Source organism: Actinoplanes sp. NPDC051851, from assembly GCF_040681165.1.
Taxonomy (GTDB): domain Bacteria; phylum Actinomycetota; class Actinomycetes; order Mycobacteriales; family Micromonosporaceae; genus Actinoplanes.
In genome coordinates, this window is record NZ_JBFAYF010000059.1 from 17,230 (window position 1) to 35,783 (window position 18,554).

At 70.7% G+C, this 18,554-nt stretch carries 16 protein-coding genes; 10 read left to right on the forward strand and 6 right to left on the reverse strand.

All coding sequences use genetic code 11. The features are described from left to right. Nucleotides 1-72 precede the first annotated feature (72 nt). Together AB0M08_RS37855 and AB0M08_RS37860 are read left to right on the forward strand one after the other, a co-directional pair. The gene (locus tag AB0M08_RS37855; protein ID WP_364504538.1) at nucleotides 73-450 is read left to right on the forward strand and encodes a hypothetical protein; all 378 of its coding nucleotides are present in this window, start codon (nucleotides 73-75) and stop codon (nucleotides 448-450) included. Further along, nucleotides 447-911, forward strand: coding sequence for a hypothetical protein (locus AB0M08_RS37860; protein WP_364504540.1), 465 nt, complete (start codon nucleotides 447-449; stop codon nucleotides 909-911). The genes AB0M08_RS37855 and AB0M08_RS37860 overlap by 4 nt, the downstream gene beginning before the upstream one ends. A 10-nt stretch (nucleotides 912-921) precedes the next feature. Here AB0M08_RS37860 and AB0M08_RS37865 read toward each other — a convergent pair whose 3' ends face one another. Next, entirely contained in the window at nucleotides 922-1,245 is a 324-nt protein-coding gene (locus AB0M08_RS37865; protein WP_364504542.1) for a hypothetical protein, read from the reverse strand. A 684-nt stretch (nucleotides 1,246-1,929) separates the two neighbouring features. Between AB0M08_RS37865 and AB0M08_RS37870 the strand changes: the two genes are divergently transcribed. Beyond that, entirely contained in the window at nucleotides 1,930-2,532 is a 603-nt protein-coding gene (locus AB0M08_RS37870; RefSeq protein WP_364504544.1) for a hypothetical protein, read from the forward strand. A gap of 176 nt (nucleotides 2,533-2,708) precedes the next feature. Then, complete coding sequence (locus AB0M08_RS37875) at nucleotides 2,709-3,260, forward strand: hypothetical protein (RefSeq protein WP_364504546.1); 552 nt, start codon at nucleotides 2,709-2,711, stop codon at nucleotides 3,258-3,260. A gap of 55 nt (nucleotides 3,261-3,315) precedes the next feature. Here the strand turns inward: AB0M08_RS37875 and AB0M08_RS37880 are convergent, their stop codons facing one another. Beyond that, nucleotides 3,316-3,585: a DUF2277 domain-containing protein gene (locus tag AB0M08_RS37880; RefSeq protein WP_364504548.1), complete on the reverse strand. Its 270-nt coding sequence runs from the start codon at nucleotides 3,583-3,585 to the stop codon at nucleotides 3,316-3,318. Nucleotides 3,586-3,725: 140 nt separating this feature from the next. Here AB0M08_RS37880 and AB0M08_RS37885 point away from each other — a divergent pair, with 140 nt between their 5' ends. Continuing rightward, nucleotides 3,726-5,207, forward strand: coding sequence for a GGDEF domain-containing protein (locus tag AB0M08_RS37885; RefSeq protein WP_364504550.1), 1,482 nt, complete (start codon nucleotides 3,726-3,728; stop codon nucleotides 5,205-5,207). A 42-nt stretch (nucleotides 5,208-5,249) separates the two neighbouring features. Here AB0M08_RS37885 and AB0M08_RS37890 read toward each other — a convergent pair whose 3' ends face one another. Together AB0M08_RS37890 and AB0M08_RS37895 are read right to left on the reverse strand one after the other, a co-directional pair. Further along, nucleotides 5,250-6,842 carry a DUF6114 domain-containing protein gene (locus tag AB0M08_RS37890; protein ID WP_364504552.1) on the reverse strand — a complete coding sequence of 531 codons (1,593 nt, stop codon included), beginning with the start codon at nucleotides 6,840-6,842 and terminating at the stop codon, nucleotides 5,250-5,252. A 97-nt stretch (nucleotides 6,843-6,939) separates the two neighbouring features. After that, nucleotides 6,940-7,491, reverse strand: a complete 552-nt coding sequence (locus AB0M08_RS37895; protein ID WP_364504554.1) for a DUF6230 family protein — start codon at nucleotides 7,489-7,491, stop codon at nucleotides 6,940-6,942. Between the two features lie 529 nt (nucleotides 7,492-8,020). Between AB0M08_RS37895 and AB0M08_RS37900 the strand changes: the two genes are divergently transcribed. The 3 genes from AB0M08_RS37900 (at nucleotide 8,021) to AB0M08_RS37910 (ending at nucleotide 13,494) form a co-directional block, all read left to right on the forward strand. After that, complete coding sequence (locus AB0M08_RS37900; RefSeq protein WP_364504556.1) at nucleotides 8,021-9,943, forward strand: ATP-binding protein; 1,923 nt, start codon at nucleotides 8,021-8,023, stop codon at nucleotides 9,941-9,943. 91 nt (nucleotides 9,944-10,034) lie between these two features. After that, complete coding sequence (locus AB0M08_RS37905; RefSeq protein ID WP_364504558.1) at nucleotides 10,035-10,829, forward strand: FAD binding domain-containing protein; 795 nt, start codon at nucleotides 10,035-10,037, stop codon at nucleotides 10,827-10,829. A gap of 55 nt (nucleotides 10,830-10,884) precedes the next feature. Then, a complete protein-coding gene (locus AB0M08_RS37910) occupies nucleotides 10,885-13,494 on the forward strand; it encodes a molybdopterin-dependent oxidoreductase (protein WP_364504560.1) in 2,610 nt (869 codons plus the stop codon). A 592-nt stretch (nucleotides 13,495-14,086) separates the two neighbouring features. Here AB0M08_RS37910 and AB0M08_RS37915 read toward each other — a convergent pair. Continuing rightward, the gene (locus AB0M08_RS37915; RefSeq protein ID WP_364504562.1) at nucleotides 14,087-14,848 is read right to left on the reverse strand and encodes an SGNH/GDSL hydrolase family protein; all 762 of its coding nucleotides are present in this window, start codon (nucleotides 14,846-14,848) and stop codon (nucleotides 14,087-14,089) included. Between the two features lie 186 nt (nucleotides 14,849-15,034). Between AB0M08_RS37915 and AB0M08_RS37920 the strand changes: the two genes are divergently transcribed. Continuing rightward, complete coding sequence (locus AB0M08_RS37920; protein WP_364504564.1) at nucleotides 15,035-16,897, forward strand: L-lactate permease; 1,863 nt, start codon at nucleotides 15,035-15,037, stop codon at nucleotides 16,895-16,897. Nucleotides 16,898-17,088: 191 nt separating this feature from the next. On the opposite strand, the gene AB0M08_RS37925 is transcribed toward AB0M08_RS37920, so the two are convergent. Continuing rightward, nucleotides 17,089-17,880 carry an AraC family transcriptional regulator gene (locus AB0M08_RS37925; RefSeq protein WP_364504566.1) on the reverse strand — a complete coding sequence of 264 codons (792 nt, stop codon included), beginning with the start codon at nucleotides 17,878-17,880 and terminating at the stop codon, nucleotides 17,089-17,091. Nucleotides 17,881-17,930: 50 nt separating this feature from the next. Between AB0M08_RS37925 and AB0M08_RS37930 the strand changes: the two genes are divergently transcribed. Continuing rightward, a complete protein-coding gene (locus AB0M08_RS37930; RefSeq protein ID WP_364504568.1) occupies nucleotides 17,931-18,344 on the forward strand; it encodes a DUF2000 domain-containing protein in 414 nt (137 codons plus the stop codon). The last annotated feature ends 210 nt before the right edge of the window (nucleotides 18,345-18,554 follow it).

Sequence of the window (18,554 nt, forward strand, 5' to 3'; positions counted from 1 at the left end):
CCGGCGTCCGGGTCCTGCCGCGGCCCGCGCGGGGGTTACCGTCGTGGTGCGGTGACCCGAGGGGAGCAGTCGTTGGAGTCTGGCAAGCGCCCGCCGCGCTGGGTGCCCCCGGTCTTCGCCGCCCTCGGTGCGGCCACCGTCCCGTGGACCGTGTACCTGGCGCTGACCCTGCCCGCCCGGATGACCACCACCTGGGTCGGCTTCGACCTGGCCCTGGCCGCGTTGCTGCTGGCCACGGCGTACGCCGTCCACCGCGCCCACCGCCTGGCCGGTGCGCTCGCCGCCGCCGCGTGCACGCTGCTGCTGGCCGACGCCTGGTTCGACGTGACCACCTCCACCGGCGCGGCGCTGACCGAGGCGTGGCTCACGGCCGCCCTGGTCGAGCTCCCGCTGGCCGTCCTCTGCGCCTGGCTCGCCGCCGTCTCACCCGGTGCCGGTCCCGTCCGGTGACCGCCCCCGCGTACGTCCTCCTGCACAGCCTCCTGCTGGGCCCGCTCACCTGGGCCCCGGTGGCCGCCGCGCTGACCTCCCGGGGTGCGACCGCGATCGTCCCGTCGTTGACCACCGTGACCGATCCGGATCATCCGCCGTTCTGGCCCCGCGTCATCGCCGAGGTCGGCGCGGCCGTCGACCGCCTGCCGCCCGGCGGTCCCGTCGTGCTCGTCGCCCACAGCAACGCGGGCCTGCTGGTCCCCTCGCTGGTGCAGGCCTCCGCACACCCGGTCGCCGGATGCGTCTTCGTCGATGCAGACCTTCCCTCCGGTACGGGCTCCTCCGCCGCGTCCACCCCCGGGCGCCTCGCGCGGCTGCGCACCATGGCGACCGGCGGCCGCCTGCCCCGCTGGACCGAATGGTGGGACGAGGCCGAGGTGGCCACCCACCTCCGCACCCTGACCCACTCCTGGACCTGACCGGCGGAGCTCAGGAACGGTACGGGTCGCGGCCCGGCCCCCGGACCGCCGCGGCGGAGGCCTCCGCGATCTCCGCGGCGACACCGCTCAGGAGGTAGACCCGGCTCGTCGCGTTGCCGCGCGGCGCCAGCAGCCCGGCCCGGGTCAGCGTCTGGATGTCCCGGATGGCCTGGTCCCGGCTGAGGCTCTCGTCCTGCTGATAGGTGGTGCGCCGCAGCTCACCGACCGCCGCCGCGTAGAGGGCCGACACGGTGCGCTCGGCCAGCCCCCGTTCCTCGGCGAGCCGGGCGAGATCGTTCCACAGCCGTACGGTCCACTCGTACCGCCGCTGCACCCGCTGCGCCTGGCGGTGGTGCGCCGTGAGGACGAACGTGAGCCAGGGACGCGCGTCGCGTTCCGGCTGGAAGCTGCCGCCCTGCGCGGAGCGGAGCGCCTCGCCGCCGCGAACAGACTCCGCCGTAGCTGCCCCTCCTACCGCGGCTTGGACCGCAGGTGCGCCCGGAGCTCCGCGCGCATGGTGTTCAGCTCGTCCAGAACCCGCAGAGCGGCGGCATCGCGTACAACATGCCTCAATGCTACAAGGCTGGTAGCAGATCGAACGCTCCGTTCCTTCGTTGAGCAGGTGTGCTGAAATCCGGTGAGCATGGGTGTGCGGGAGTATTCATCGCGATGCGCTCGCTTGTCCGTCTGCTGGATCCGCGGTGAGGACTGCTCGCGATTTCCGGTTTCCCGTGATGAGTGAGTTGATGTGCTGATTTAGGGGGAGGGCGCATCCGGGAAGGTTCAAGGTCGTTTAGCTCGTAGCTCTGGGTCGGCCGAAGATTAAAGACTTGTTGCTGCAGAGAGGGGTTCACGGCGCCTCAGGTAACGGTTTTGCATATCTCGCTTGTGTAATAGTGCCGCGGCGTGTCACGGCTAGCAGGATCCACGTCGAGGCCGGGGCTCCCCGCCCGCATTCTGTCCATCGGTATACATCTTCATCGTCGAGGTCAACCGCATGGTTTTTACGGCTCTAGTAGTGACAGCCGCCGTCTTCGCCGTTGTCGCGATCGCTGGGTTTCTCGGGCACTTCATCGCCGCGGATCGAAAACAGGCTAAAAGAATCACCACGAGTTCCAAGGTGATCTCGTTGTTGCCGGACATCGCCGCCTTCAAAGATCTCGCCATGTTTTGTGGAGGGGACTCGCTCGATGCGCCCACTCTTCATGAGGTTGAATTCAGCAATGTCGGCCGTGAGAGCGTCAAACCGGTGGATATCGAGAGGCCGTGTTCGGTCCGGTTCGCCGATGGTGTGATCGTCCAGGCCGTGGTGGGATTCCGGGAGGCGCCAGGATCCCCGGTCGAGATGCTCGAGGGGAAGGCGATTCCGGGTAAGGCTGGTCGGGATGTCCAAGCACCGAAGATCTTGCTCAATCCCGGAAACAGTCTCATCTTTTATGTCGTCGTCAGTGGTTCCAGTGGGCAGCCCGTCCCGAGTCTTCACGCCGACGGTTGTCATCTGATGAAGGAATCCGATGGATTCCGGGTTGACGCTGGAGGGATCCCCATCCTGGTCGTTGCGGTCCTGTCCACCTGTGTCGCGCTTGTCGCCGCCGTGTCTGCCGTTCTCTCCCTCCTGTAAACCGGACCGTCGTCTCCAGGGTTACTGGAATCGGGGAAATATGCGAACCATTGAGGGATGTACCTGATTTCGGTCACGGGGTCTCAAGGAATTACACACGATCGTGTGACCTCTGTCAGATGCCTTTCCCGCTGGTAGCGGCTGGGATCGGCGACCATTGTCGATGGGGAGTTTCGGTGGCGTCCTTCTCCTGGTCCGTGGCGGGACCTCTGGTTGCTCTGGTCTCCTTGGCGTTCGGTGTTTATCAGTACGTACAGGGACGTTCCAAGGAGCTGACCCTGCTCACCCTGTACGACGGCGCTCTGATGCGCCGGCTCAGGCATGTGCCGTGGACCGAGTTGGAGGTCGCCTGGCAGGGCTCGGCGATTCATGAACCGCGGATCATCGTGGTGCGGCTCGAGAACACCGGGCGGGTCGAGCTGAAGAGGGATGACATCGAAGCGCCGATCCTGCTGGAGGTGAGTCCGGCGAGGCTGCTCGCGACGGAGGTCACTTTCCATGCAGCCGGAAGCCTCGGGGGTAGGAGGCTCGCACCGGTGAACGTCGCCACCTCATCCGCCGAGCTGGAACGCCTGATGCTCAACCCGGGCGACTCGGTGACGATCGCGCTGCTCGTTGACGGAGAATCCGGGAAGTTGGACTTCGCCCTGTCCGCAGCCGGTTTCCGTGTCATCCTCGCCGTCACCGGAACCGTGCTCCGGCAGTCGGCCTCGCTGGCAGGTCGGTGAGACCTTCGTTGAGCGCTGCCCGCGATCGGGCGGCGGGTTTGCTGGGCCGAACCGGTCAGCTCGCGTAGCGTTTCTCGGCTCGGGCGCGGGCCTTCGCGGCCTCCGTCTCACGGTCCTTCGGGGGTGCGTTCGTCACCAGGCCGTCCAGCAGGGCCTGGGTCGCCGCCGTGATGGCAGCCACCGCCGCGTCGAAGACCTCCTGGTTGGCCTGGGAGGGGCGGGTGGCGCCGGCTACCTTGCGGACGTACTGCAGCGCCGCGGCCTGCACCTCGTCAGGCGTCGCGGGCGGTTCGAAGTTGTGCAGTTGATGGATGTTCCGACACACGCTCGGCTCCCCTCCGGTGACCGTCAGTCGCGATCAATCTATGTCATACTCCGGCGACCGGCTCGTTGTGCCGGTTGCCGGACAACTGCAAGTACACCTCTCAACCGGGGCGCGGCGATGCCGTAGAACACGGGGTGGGCATGCGACTGAGGACGGCGCTCGCGACGGGGCTCTTCCTCGCCGCGGCCGTGCAGGCTGTGCATCCGTTGCTGCCGGCCTGGGCCGGATATGCACTGTCTGACCTGATCATCGCGGCGGCCAGCGGCTACGCGGGATGGCACTACCTGCGGCGGGCGCGGCGGGCGATGGAGAGCCGGCCGGTCCGGGTCGGGTACGGCTTCGGCGCCGCCGCCTGTCTCACCTGGTCGCTGTCGAACCTGGTGCTGCTGCTCTCCGCCACCGCGTTGCCGGTCCTGCAGGGCCCCGGCTCGCTGCTCTCGATGATCGCGGCGGCACTGGTGCCGATCGCGGTCGTGCTGGCCGGTCCGCGCCTGCACGGCATCGCGGCGGTGCGGCGGATCCTCGACGTGGCGGCGGTCTCCGGTGCGGTCTTCGCGCTCGCCTGGGAGTACGTCCTCTCCGAGGTGGTCGCGGCGCTCGGCGGGGTACCCCAGGGGTTCGCGATCACCATCGTCGCCGTCCTGGTGCTCGGCTCGTCGGTCGCCCTGGTGACGCTCGCCGAGTCGGTGCCCAAGGACGGCGTCACCGCGCAGCAGGTGCTCGCCTGGGCCGCCCTGCTGCAGGCCGGCACGGTGATGCTCTCGCTGCGCAACGGGGTGGTGGGCGACGCCTGGTACGCGTTCGGCGCGGGCGGCGGGTACGTGCTCGGTGCCTGGGCCACCGCGATCTCCAGCCGGCTGCGCATCTCCGAGCCGGGCGACGAGGCCGTCGAGCGGCTGGTCTTCGGTCCGTGGGCGCTTCTCCCGTACGTCCCGGTGGTCCTCGCTGTCGGGGTCACCGGGATGCGTGAGGCGCGCGTCGGCGATCTCGGCCCCGTCCTGGTGTGGCTGTTGCTGGCCAGCTTCTCGCTCGTACTCCTGCGGCAGTTCCTGACCCTGATCACCGTCGGCCGCATGGCGGTCGTCCTGGAGCAGCAGAAGCGCGCCCTGGCCCACCAGGCGCACCACGACGGGCTGACCGGGCTGCCCAACCGGGTGGCGTTCCACCAGCGGGCCGCCGAGATCCTCGCCGAGGAGCACACCGACGTCTGCGCGATGATGCTCGACCTGGACGGCTTCAAACCGGTCAACGACACGCTCGGGCACGCCGCCGGTGACGAGGTCCTGGTGATGGTCGCCCAGCGGCTCTCCGCCGAGCTGCGCGGCGCCGACGTGCTCAGCCGGTTCGGCGGCGACGAGTTCGCCATCCTGGTCACCGACACCGGCGGGGCGGCCGAGGCGATGGCCAAGCGGCTGCTCTGCCGTCTCGCCGAGCCGATGCTGGTGCACGGCGTCGAGGTGGTGATCGGCGGCAGCATCGGCATCGCCGCGCTCCGGAACGGCGAGCGGATCAGCCTCAGCCTGCTGCTGCGCCGCGCCGACACCGCCATGTACGCCGCCAAGGCCTCCGGCAAGGGCACCGTCCGCGGCTACCAGACCGACACCTGGCCCGCCTCCGCGTGACATGGCGGAGGGCCCCGGGCGGGGCCCTCCGGCCGGGGCGGGTCAGCTCTCGGTCACGGTCAGCGGGTCGCCGGTCAGGGTGTCGCAGCTGACGTACGCCAGATCGATGGTCACGTTCGTGAACCAGAGGATCGGCAGGGTCAGCGGCGGCGGCTCCTCCGGGGTGAACGTCACCGGGATCAGGCCGAACAGGTTGCCGGTGAACTTCGGGGTGTAGAACTTCACGTTCCCCTCGGTGGTCAGCTCGTTGCTCTTGATCACCGTGGTGGCGCCGCCCGCCTCGTCGATGGTCAGGCTGAACGGCTTGTTGACCGCCTTGGTCATGTTGAACTGCAGCGCCTCGATCGTCCCGTCCGCGGTCGGCACGTCGGCCACGCCCTCGTACGTCGAGTCGTACATCGTCAGCGAGTCGGTCTTGAGCACGCCCGGCTTGATCGCGGAGCGCGGGATGCCCCCGTCCGCCTCGAGCCCCTCCTGGCGCGCGCCGAGGCAGGGGATGGTGTCGGAGTCCTCGGTGGCCGCGGCGGACGACTCCGAGGTCGCGGTGGGGGAGGTGGTCCCGGCGGCGGCGGAGGAGTCCGCCGAGGAGGTGGCGTCGGCGGAGGTGGCGGTCGCCGCGGGGGTGGCGGTCGTGGACGCCGACGCCGACGGCGACGCGCTCGGAGACGACGACTCGTCGTCGCTGAGGCCGAGCAGGTTGCTGACGCCGTCGACCAGGTCCTGGATGCCGTCCGTGATCGCGTTGCCGGAGTCCTCCGACGCGGACGCGGATGCCGACGGGGAGGCCGAGGCGGCGGCCGAGGCGGATGCGGTGGTCTCGGCGTCGTCCGAGGAGGACCCCGACGAGTCCGACGAGCCGGACGAGTCCGACGAGCCGGACGAATCTGACGAGTCCGAGGAATCCGACGACGAGTCGTCGCCGGAGGACGCCGCGGACGTCGTGGCGGAGGTCGCGACCGTGGGCAGCCCGGCCGGGCACTCCTCCGCGCTGGCCGGGAGGCGGCTGCCGACCAGCACCGTGGCGCCGACGAACGCCGGCACCACGATCAGGGCGAGAGCCTTGCGGTTGAGGGTACGGCCGGACCCGGCCTCGGAAGAACCGAGACCGGGAACGATGGTGCTGTCGCTCGCGGGCCGCAGCGGGGCGGCCTCGTGCGGGCGGTCGTCGTGCCCGGCGATCGGGATCTGCCGGGTGGTGTCGGTCTCGGTCGTGGGCTCACCGGCGTTGTCCGGGTCGCTCGCGTCGACCGGGCCGGGGCCCTCGACGGTGGGCTGGTCGCGGGGCGGCACCCAGGCCATCGCCAGCGCGCCGCCGACGATGCCGAGGATCATCCCGAGGAACCAGCCGCCGAGGTTCAGCCCGATGAACGAGTAGAGCGCGGTCAGCGTGCCGACGATGCCGTAGAAGAGCCGCTGCGCGGGGGAGAGCCAGATCAGGCCGCCGGTGAGCAGCAGCATGGTCGGCAGTACGTAGGAGAGGTAGCCCTGCGGGCCGATCTGGATGTGGATGTCACCCACGTCCATGTTCCCGCTGAAGAACAACTCCAGCCCGGCGAGGAGCAGCAACAGGCCGCCCGTGAAGGGCCTGGTGCTCCGCCAGCGGCGGAATCTGCCCCAGAAGTTGTCCGTCGCCACTCGTCCTCCACTTGCGTTCGCTATCTGGTGGTGCGAAAAGAAGATGCACAAGAAGGTGGGGCCCGCGGTGAGGTCCGCGAGCCCCGGTCAGATCAGGTCAGTCCGAGTAGCACTCGTGGCTGCCGCCGACGTAGAACTTCAGGCTCATGCCGTTCAGGGTGAACGTCGAGGCCTGCGTGTAGTACGCCTTCTGCTTCAGGTTGTTGATGGTGACCTTGGTGGCCTGCTGGCCGAACTGGCCGACGCCGCCGTGGGTCGCCTGCCCGTCGGCGTCGAGGGTCGAGGCGTCCAGGCCGATCTGGATGTTCTCGAACGTCGCGTCGCCGCCCAGCTCCGACATGCCGATGAGCAGGTCCTTCGCCTTGACCGGGTTGCTGGCGTCCTTGCCGGCCTCGATGCGGAGCGTGAGGCCGCTGGCGGACACCGACTGGCACAGGTTGGTCAGCTCGGCACTCTGGATGCCCGACATCGCCATGTAGGTGGTGCCGGTGCTCGCGTTCTTGTAGCCGCTGTACTGGGTGAAGCCGTCACCGACGAGCTTGTCCGCGGACAGCTTGAACTGGGTGCCGGACACGGTGATGTTCGCGGCCAGCGCGCCCTGGGCGAGCGCGACGACCAGGCCGCCGGCGACCACCGTCGGCACGCCCACCGCTACAGCGAACCGGCGCCAGTTAGTGCGCCCGGAAGCCGCAGCGTTCTGCGCATCCTTCACGGATCCTCCTATGGAAGAGAGACGGCGGCTCGCGGAACCCATCTGTCGATGGCTCGCATCGACGGGCGACACTTCTGCCAACCGTCAACAGTGAGGCCAGTCGATGCCGCCGTCGTAACGTTCGGGAAATGTTGCCGCTCCTGTTCGGGGACTACAAGGCCCAGAGCTACTAGTCAGTAACCCACATCACTCGATCTTGCTCACGGTGGGTGACGTGAGCGCCCGAGAGGTCCGGAATCTGGCGCTTAAACCGGGCATGTGGTGCGCGTATTCGCCGCCGTTGATTACGTGAAGTACTGGGCGGCTCTTCGGTTACGGATCGGTAACGAAATCCAGTAACCTCTCAGAAATCCCGGATCGTGGCGGTACGGGGGAGGTTTCTCTCCACCGAATGGCCGGGTCGCCTTAGGTGACGTATGCCACCTGCCGATGTGACGTACATGAGCGAGCCCGAGGACGAGCGGCGATGAGCCTGCGCCGCCGCCTCAACGCGGGCTTCGCCGCGCTGCTCGTGCTCTTCGTGGCGTTCCTCGTGGTCCAGCTCGTGATCAGTGCCGGCGTGCACGAGGGCCAGCGGCACGAGGAGGCGCTCCTCGACCAGGCGCTCTCGGAGAATCAGACGGCGCTGCAGCGGATGACCGACGCGGAGACGGGGGTGCGCGGTTTCCAGCTGACCGGGGAGAGGCTCTTCCTCGCGCCGTACCAGAACGGCTGGACGACGGCGCTGGTCACCCTGGACCGGGCCGTGGGCCTGGCCCGGGACGCGGACACCCGGGCGCTGATCGCCGCCGAGCGGGTGGCCGCTCAGCTGTGGCTGGACGAGTACGCCACCCCCATCGTGCAGGGTGGCGTGCCGGACGTCGACGAGGCGACAGCGGCGCGGGGCAAGCAGCTCTTCGACCGGTTGCGCGTGGCGAACGCCGCGGCCGCCGCGGCGATCCAGACCGAGCGCCGCACGAGCGCCGCCGCGGCCCGCCGCAACGGCCGCCTGCTCGGGGTGATCTCGATGGTGCTCGCGCTCGCGGTCCTGCTCGCGGGGCTGATCCTGGTCCGGATGACCCAGCGGCAGCTGCTCGTACCCCTGGACCGGGTCAGCACGGCCATCCGGCGCATCGCCGCGGGCGACCACAGTGCGCGGGCCGAGCCGGCCGGCGCGGCCGAACTGCGTACCGTGATCGAGGAGCTCAACGACCTGGCCGCGCAGACCGAGCAGCTGATCGCCGCCGAGCACGCCCGGGCCTCCCGCGCCGGCCTGCGCCAGGCCGTCGCCGCGGAGCTGCAGGAGGTCCGGGATCCGGCGATCACCGGCCGCCGGGTGGCGTCGCTGATCGGTACGGCGCTGCGCGCCGAGACGGTGCGGAGCAGGCTCTTCGTGCCCGGTTCCGGTTTCCTGGACGTACGCTGGCCGGAGACCGCCCCCGACCTGGTGCCGGACGCCGCCGCGGAGATGTTCGCCGGCGCGCCCGGCGCGGCGGTGACCCTGGCCGGCGGCGGCTGCGCGATCACCCTCGGCACCGACCAGGCCCAGGACGGCTACCTCTACGTCACCCGCCCGGCGAACCCGGACTGGACCGAGCCGGAGCAGCGGCTGCTCGCCGGGGTGGCCCGGGAGATCGAGCGCGTCCTTCGCCAGGTCGCGTTCCGGGTGCGGCAGGACATGCTCATCTCCGAGCTGCGCCTGCTCGACCAGCGCAAGGACGTCTTCATCCAGACCGTCACCCACGAGCTGCGCACCCCGCTGACCAGCATCCTGGGCTACACCGAGATCCTCTCCGACACCGACGAGGGCGCGCTCTCCTCGGCGCAGCACCGCTCGCTCACCGCGATCCTCCGCAACGCCCACCGGCTGCACGACACCATCGGCGACCTGCTGCTGCTCGACCGCCCGGACGACGGCGGCGAGGCGGTCACCGAGAACCTGGACGTGGCGGAGATAGCCACCGTGGTCCACACCGAGCTGGGCGCCGCCGCACAGGCCAAGGACCTCACCGTCACCTTCGACGCCGAACAGTCCTGGGTCCGGGGCGACCCGACCCAGCTGCGCCGCGCGCTGCGCAAGCTGATGGAGAACGCCATCAAGTTCACCCCGCCCGGCGGCAGCGTCACCTGGCGGGTCAGCCGGGACGAGCGGATCGTGACGGTCGCGGTCACCGACACCGGGATCGGCATCCCGGCCGAGGACGTGCCGGGGCTCTTCACCCCCTTCACCCGGGCCGGGAACGCGATGGACCAGGCGGTGCAGGGACCGGGGCTCGGGCTGGCCATCGTCCGGGACATCGTGCGCGACCACGGTGGTGCCATCGCGGTCCAGTCGGTGGTGGGCCGGGGGAGCACGTTCACGCTGACGCTGCCCGCGGTCGCCGCGCCGATTCCGGTGCCGGCGAGCTGACCTGCGGGTTCGTCATCCGCGGAAACGGATTCGTAACCTTCCATCTGGAAGAATTCGGTGATCGGAAACAACGGCCGCGTAGCGTACTGACGTGGATCTGCACACCGTTACCGAAGTGATCAGCCCGGCCGCACCCGGGCAGTGGCGCCCCGGGGACGCCTGGCTGGGCGGCGGGACGGCCCTGCTCGGCGAGCCCCGCCCGGAGATCGTCCGGCTCCTCGACCTGACCGCCGCCGGCTGGCCCGCGGTGACCGAGCGCGCCGACGGGGTGGAGATCGCGGCCACCTGCACGATCGCCGAGCTGATCGAGACGCTGGGCCGGTACCCGATCGTCGGCCAGTGCTGCCACTCCTTCCTCGCCTCCTTCAAGATCTGGAACGTGGCCACGGTCGGCGGGAACCTCTGTGCGTCCCTCCCGGCCGGCCCGATGATCTCCCTCGGCGCGGCGCTGGACGGCGTCTGCGCGCTGATCGGCCCGGACGGGGCGGAACGGCGGGTGCCGGTCGCCGAGTTCGTCACCGGGGAGGGCGTGAACGTGCTGCGCCCTGGCGAACTGCTGCGCGCGATCCATCTGCCGTCCGCCGCCGTGGGCGCGCTGACGTCGTACCGGAGGGGAAGTCTGTTCAGGAACGGACGCAGTGCCGCGCTCCTGATCGGGCGGCGGCTGGACCGGGGCGGCCTGGCGCTCACCGTGACCGCGGCGACCAGGCGCCCCCATGTGCTGCGCTTCGACCGGGGGCCGGACGCGAACGAGCTGGCGGCGGCGCTGGCGGAGATCCCGGCGGAGCAGTACGTGACCGATGTGCACGGCCATCCGGACTGGCGACGGCACCTGACCGGGCTCTATGCCGAACAGATCCGGGTCGAGTTGGGGGAGGGGGCATGACCGACCGCACCGCAGCGAAGCAAGGGCCAGGAGGGCATGCCGAGGGAGGTACAGAGTGAGCGTGGAGATCAACGGGAAGAGCCACGAGCGGGAGCCGCGGCCGGGGCAGTGCCTGCGCACCTACCTGCGCGAGGAGGGCTGCTTCGGGGTCAAGAAGGGCTGCGACAGCGGCGACTGCGGCGCCTGCACGGTGCACGTCGACGGCCGTCCGGTGCACAGCTGCGTCTACCCGGCCTTCCGTGCCCAGGGGCGGCGGGTGACCACGATCGAGGGCCTCGCGGACGGCGACGGACTGCACCCGGTCCAGCGTTCGTTCCTGGAGGCGCAGGGCTTCCAGTGCGGCTTCTGCACCGCCGGCCTGATCATGACGACCGCCGCGCTCACCGACGATCAGCGCGGCGACCTGCCGCGATCCCTCAAGGGCAACCTCTGCCGGTGTACGGGCTATCGCGCGGTCGCCGACGCGGTCGCCGGAGTCCGGCACCGCACGCTGCCGGAGGCGGGCGCCGCGGTCGGCGCGAGCCTCGGCGCCCCCGCCGGACCACAGGTGGTGACCGGGACCGCGCGCTACACCTTCGACGTCGACGTGCCCGGCGTGCTGCACCTCAAGGTGCTCCGGTCGCCGCACGCGCACGCCCGGATCGTGGCGATCGACCGTACCGCCGCGATGCGGGTCGAGGGCGTGATCACGGTGCTCACCCACGAGGACGCACCGGACACGCTCTTCTCCACCGCGCAGCACGAGAACGTGGCCGAGGACCCGGCGGACACCCGGGTCCTCGACGAGATCGTCCGCTTCAAGGGCCAGCGCGTGGCGGCGGTGGTCGCCACCACGGAGGCGGCGGCCGAGGAGGCCTGCCGGCGGCTGCTCGTCGAGTACGAGGTCCTCCCGGCGATCGTCGATCCGGTGGAGGCACTGCGCGCGGGCGGCCGGGTGGTCGGGGAGCTGCACGCGGCGCTCGGCGACGTCGACGCCGGGTTCGCCGAGGCCGACGCGGTGTACGAGGAGACGTTCCGGACCGCCCGGGTGCAGCACGCCAGCCTGGAGACGCACGGGGCCGTCGGATGGCGGGACGAGGACGGCCGGCTGGTCATCCGGTCGAGCACGCAGACGCCGTTCCTGACCCGGCGGGCGGTGGCGTCCGTCTTCGATCTGCCCCTCGACAGCGTGCGGGTGATCGCCGGACGGGTCGGCGGCGGCTTCGGCGGCAAGCAGGAGATGCTCGTCGAGGACCTGGTGGCGCTCGCCGTGATGCGTACCGGCCGCCCGGTGAAGTGGGAGTACACCCGGGCCGAGCAGTTCTACGGCGCCACCACCCGGCACCCGTTCATCGTGACCGCGAAGGCCGGCGCCAGGCGGGACGGGACGATCACCGCGCTGACGCTGAACGTGCTGGTCGACACCGGCGCGTACGGGAACCACGGCCCGTCGGTGATGTTCCACGGCTGCCACGAGTCGATCGCGGTGTACAAGTGCGCCAACATGCGGACGGACGCGCATACCGTCTACACGCACACGGTCCCGGCCGGGGCGTTCCGCGGCTACGGGCTGGGCCAGGTGACGTTCGCGGTCGAGTCGGTGCTCGACGAGGTGTCCCGGATGATCGGCATGGACCCGGTCACGTTCCGCGAGCTGAACGTCGTCCGGGCCGGGGACGAACTGACCTCTCCCGGCGATCACACGGAGGACCTGGGGATCGCCAGCTACGGCCTGGACCAGTGCCTGAACCGGATGCGCGCGGCGTTCGCGCCGTCGGCCCTCTCCGCGCCCGCCGCGCCCGCGCCCGTGCCCGCCGTGCCCGCGCCCGCGCCGGCCCCGCCCGGCTGGCTCGTCGGCGAGGGCATGGCCATCGCGATGATCGCCGCGGGCCCGCCCGGCGGCCACATCGCCGACGCCACCATCCGCGTCCTCCCCGAGGGCCGCTACGAGCTCTCGGTGGGTACCGCCGAGTTCGGCAACGGCAGCACCACGGTCCACGCCCAGATCGCCGCCGACGAGCTCGGCGTCACCCCCGACATGATCGTGATCCGCCAGTCCGACACCGACGTGGTCCGCCACGACACGGGTGCCTTCGCGTCGACCGGCGTCGTGGTGGCCGGCAAGGCCGTGCTCCGCGCCGCCCGCGCCCTGAAGGCGAACGGCGGCGAGATCGCCCACGGCCACTTCGACGGCACCCCGCGCTCGGTCGCGTTCAACGCCCAGTACTTCCAGGTCGCCGTGGACCCGGACACCGGCGAACTGCGTATCCTGCGGAGCATCCACAGCGCGGACGCCGGCACGGTGATGAACCCGCTCCAGCTCCGCGGCCAGATCGAGGGCGGCGTGGCGCAGGCCTTGGGCGCGACCCTGGCCGAACACGTCGACATCGACGACTCCGGCGAGGTGACCACGACGAGCTTCCGCCAGTACCACCTGCCGACCTTCGCCGACACCCCGTTCACCGAGGTCCACTTCGCCGACACCACCGACGAGATCGGCCCGCTGGGCGCCAAGTCGATGAGCGAGAGCCCGTTCAACCCGGTGTCCCCGGCCCTGGCCAACGCCCTGCGCGACGCGATCGGCGTCCGGATGACCTCCATCCCGTTCACCGCCGACCGCATCTGGCAGGCCATGCAGCCCCCCGCCGGCCCCCTAGCCCACCGGCGACATCATCCCCGGCCCTAGACGCCTCGCACATCGACTTCGTCCCCGCCGCCGCCCGGGTCCACGCAGCTTTCCCGGGGTGGCTGGTGTTCCGGGGTCTCTCGACCGGCCTGAGACACCCCGGATCGCCAGCCGATCGGCCGAGGCGCCCTGGACCGCCGGCTCACCGCTCGCGGGGTGCCGCCCCGCCGGTCCATGACCGAACCCCGGGCAGGGGGAGCCGGCGATCCGCGGGCGGCGAGTGTCCGGGCGGGCACCCTGTCATGGGATCCGGCGTCCCGCCCAGGTGGTCCAGATGTGACCAGCAGGAACGCCGGAACGCTTTAACGTCGCGGCCCTGCCCTCAGCCTTCGTCACTCGCGCCGACTCCATCAAACTAGCCTCCTAGGATGCTGGGCGGACTGTGCCGTCCCACCCAGGAGCACACCCGTCCCCGGCTGGCATCCACACACGAAACCCGTTCGGCATCCGCACGCGAAACCCGGCCGTATTCCGCCCCTGGCCGCCGGCTCTCACCCGGCCGGCGGCCAGACGCGAAACAGCACCCGATCTACCGCTCCGGCCGCCGGGGGAGCGAATCCCCGGCCCCCGAAGCACCCCGGGCGCGCCTGGCTCAGCCCTGCGCGTACACCGTCAGCAGGTAGGTGTAGACCCCATGCCCCGTGTAGTTCGGATGGAAGATCTCGCTGTAGTGCCCCAGGTCGACCCCGTTGATCCACGGCACCGCACTGCACGCCTGATGCTCGGTGAACCCGTCCCGGACGTCCACGAACACCACCCCGGCCTTCGCCGCCGCCGACGTGATCCCCTCGACGGTCTGGTCGGCCGCGATGTTCAGCCACTCCCGCTTGGTCGCCCCCGGGGTGATCGCCCCGCAACTCCCCGTACCCTCGTCGATCAGCCGGGGATACCCCAGCACGACCACCCGCGCGTTCGGGGCCCGGTCCCGGACCTCCCCATAGAGCTCCTCGAGGTGCGACGGCACCACGAGCCGTCCACTCCAGGCGCTCCCGAACGCCGCCTCGGCGCACTCGTCGTCGGTCCCCGTCAGGCAGGTGGTCGCGGTCTGGGTGAATCCCGCGTCGTTCCCGCCCACGGTGATCGTGACGAGCGCCGTCGCCGTGCTCAGCGCCCCGAGCTGCGACGACCGGACGTCCTCGATGGTCGCCCCGCTGCACGTCATGTCCTTGAGCGTGAACGCCGGATGGTTCCGCGCCCAGGTCCGGGGGTAGCTGCTGGTGCTCTGCTTGCAGTCCCCGCTCTCCGCGAGATAGGGGTACGCCCCGACTCCCGCCGCGAACGAGTCACCCAGAGCGACGTACTCCCCGCCACTGACCGCAGCCTCGGCGGGCCCGGCCGCCGCGACCACCGACATCACGGCGACGGCCAGGATAGAAGACGATTTATGCATGTTTTCCCTTGTCCGGGGTATATGTGCGACAGGGATCATCCATCGCCGTCGACCCGATGACAAGGGTTATGGACGGCGAATGGACGGCGACATGGACAGCGCCGAGGGATTAGATTACGAACATGTAATCGACGACTCTGGATGGCTGCCATGACGGATCAGCTCCTCGCCGACACATTCCGGATCGACACCGCGCCGATCGGTGACTCCGTCGCCCTCTCCGCGCTCTTCGCCGTTCTTTCGCTCGTGACGCTCTTCCTGCTGCTCGGCGTCTTCCGCGTACGCGCCTGGCTCTCCGGCCTGATCTCCCTGCTGGTCGCCTTGATCATCGCGATCGCCGTCTACTCCATGCCGCTCGGCCAGGCGCTTCTCTCCGCCTCCGAGGGCGCCGCTTTCGGCTTCTTCCCGATTCTCTGGATCGTGATCAACGCAATCTGGGTCTACAACCTGACCGTGGTCAGCGGCCATTTCGACGTACTCCGCCGCTCCATGGAACGCGTCAGCCCGGACACCCGCATTCAGGCGATCATCGTCGCGTTCTGTTTCGGCGCCCTGCTCGAGGCCCTCGCCGGCTTCGGCACTCCGGTCGCGGTCACGGTCGTCATGCTGATGGCCCTCGGCTTCCCGCCGATCAAGGCCGCCTCGGTCGCCCTGATCGCCAACACCGCCCCGGTCGCGTTCGGTGCCCTCGCCACCCCGATCGTCACTCTCGGCACGGTCACCTCCGGCGCCGCGCAGGACCCCCGCCTCACCACCGACACGCTCGGCGCCATGGTCGGCCGCCAGACCCCGATCCTCGCCGTCGTCGTCCCGTTGATCCTGGTCGCGGTCGTCGACGGCCGCCGCGGCCTCCGCCAGACATGGCTCCCCGCCCTCACCGCCGGCGTCGTCTTCGGCATCGCCCAGTTCCTCGCCGCCAACTACATCAGCGTCCCGCTCACCGACATCGTCGCTTCGCTGGCCGCGGCGGCCTCGGTGGTCCTTCTCCTGCGCTTCTGGCACCCTCCCTTCTCACGTACGCCCATTCCCGCACCCACCCCCTCAAAAGGCGGCGCCCAGCCCCCAGAGCCCCCCGCCGCCGTTCCGCCCGTCCCCGCCACCGGCCCATCAACCGCGTCCGCACCCACCCCTCCCGCCGATTCCCCCGCCCCTGTTTCCCCTACTCCCGATCCCCCCGTTCCCGACGCGCCTCCCGCCCCCGTTTCCCCTGCCCCCGCCCCCGCACCGGCGGCGGTCGCGGTGGCCGCGCGCGACACTCCTCCCGAGGTGGCCCGCGCCTACGCCCCGTACCTGATCATCATCGCCATCTTCTCGATCGTGAACCTCCCCCCGATCAAGGCCGCCCTCGCCGATCCGCCGTGGACGGTGGTCTTCGCCTGGCCCGGCCTGCACGTCCTCGGCGCCACCGGCAAGCCCCTCTCCTCCACGAACTTCACCCTGGGCTGGCTCCCCGCGGCCGGCACCCTGATGATCGTCGCCGGCGTCCTCACCGCCGCCGTCCTGCGCATCCGCCCCACGGCGGCCCTGCGCGCCTACGCCCGCACGTACCACGAGCTCCGCCACGCCATCGTCACGGTGATGGCGGTCCTCGCCCTGGCGTACGTCCTCAACCAGTCGGGCCAGACCGCCACCCTGGGCGCCTTCCTGGCCACGGCCGGCACGGTCTTCGTCTTCCTCTCCTCGATCCTCGGCTGGATCGGGGTGGCGGTGACCGGTTCCGATACGTCCTCCAACGCCCTCTTCGGCGCCCTGCAGGTCCAGACCGCCACGAAGGCCGGCCTCGACCCGGTCCTGCTGGCCGCCGCCAACTCCTCCGGCGGCGTACTCGGCAAGATGATCAGCCCTCAGAACCTGGCCATCGCCGCCTCCGCGGTAGGCATGGCCGGCCGCGAGGGCGACATCTTCCGCCGCGTCCTCATCTGGAGCCTGCTCCTGCTCCTCTTCATGTGCCTCCTGGTCACCCTCCAGGCCACCCCACTGCTGTCGTGGATGATCCCCACCCACCCCATGTAGCCCGGCTCCGTGCCCCCGCGCTCGCGCCCCGCGCCCCCGCGTCCCGCGCCCGCTCGTGCCCCGCGTCCCGCGCCCGCTCGTGCCCCCGCGTCCCGCGCCCGCTCGCGCCCCGCGCCCGCTCGCGCCCCGCGCCCGCTCGTGCCCCGCGCCCGCCCGCGTTCCTCGGGCGCCGGCCTGGAATCGTGCGGGGGTCAGGGGCGGGAGCGTGCGTAGACGCCCGGGCTGACGCCGAGAATGCGCTTGAAGTGGCGGACCAGATGCGGCTGGTCGTAGAAGCCGCTCTGCACCGCGACGGCCGGCAGCGGCTCCCCGGCCAGGATGAGGCGGCGGGCCAGGTCGACGCGGCGCGAGATCAGGTACTGGTGCGGGGACATGCCGAACGCCCGGCCGAACGCCCGGACGAGATGGGCGGGCGCGAAATGGAGCTCGGCCGCTGCCGTACGCAACGGGACACCGGAGACGACGTTGGCCTCCAGCAGGTCGCGAAGGTCGCGAGCGACGCCGCCGGAGGGCGGCGGCGCGCCGGGATGATCGCCGAGCCGGGCGCGGAGCCGTTCGAGGGCGAGGGCGAGCGGCGCGTCGGCGGCGGGTTCGTCACCGGGCGTGCGGGCGAGGCGATGGACGGCGGAGACGAGCTGTTGCAGCGCGCGGTCGACGACGGCCGGGTTGTCGACGGAAGCGCCGACGAGCCGTGCCGGGAGCTGCGACGATTCCAGGTAGAGGACCCGTTTCCGGAACCCGGACGCGTTCGCCGCCGTGCCGTTGTGCGGGACGTGCGGCGGCAGGATGGTGACCTGGCCGTGGAACGCCCCGTGTTCGTGGCGGTCGAGGTCGTACCGGACCGCTCCGTCGTCGACCAGCAGCACGGTCCACGCGTCGTGGGCGTGCATCGGGTACGCATGGTCGCCGAAGTGGGCGTGCAGCACTTCCACGACACCGTCGACCGGTGGCCGCCAGGCTCGGATCAGGGGCGCCTCCGGCACGTCAAAATCGTACAAGACCTGGTGAACGCCGAGCCACGACGATGAGCGGCATGACCGGATTCACCACCAAGATCGCTGTCCTGCTCCGTGACGACCTCCTCGGCTGGCAGCGCTTGAACGTCACCGCCTTCCTCGTCAGCGGCCTCGCCGTAGCCGACCCGAATCTGATCGGCGAGCCCTACCGCGACGGCGGCGACGTCGAGTACCTCCCGATGTTCCGCCAGCCGGTGCTGGTCTTCCAGGGCGGCAAGGAACTGCTGACCACGGCCCACTCCCGCGCCCTGTCCCGCGACGTCCGCCTGTCGATCTTCACCTCCGACCTCTTCACCACCGGCCACGACGCCGCCAACCGCGCCGCCGTCCGCGCGGTCCCCACCACATCACTCGACCTGGTAGGCCTCGCCCTCCACGGCCCTCGCAACGCCGTCGACAAGATCCTCAAAGGCGCCTCGATGCACCCATGACCGGCCACCCCTGATCCACGCGCCCACCCCGCTCACCAGCTACCCGCTCACCAGGTACCCGCTCACCAGCCGCCCGTGTCCTGTCGCCACCCGCGCGCTGTCGTTGCCCGCGTCAGCAGTTGGTCGCGTCAGCAGTTGGCCGCGCTGGTAGGGCTCGCCGACAACCGGCCGACGGCCGGACCGTCCGCCGGTTGTCGTGCTGTTGGGGTC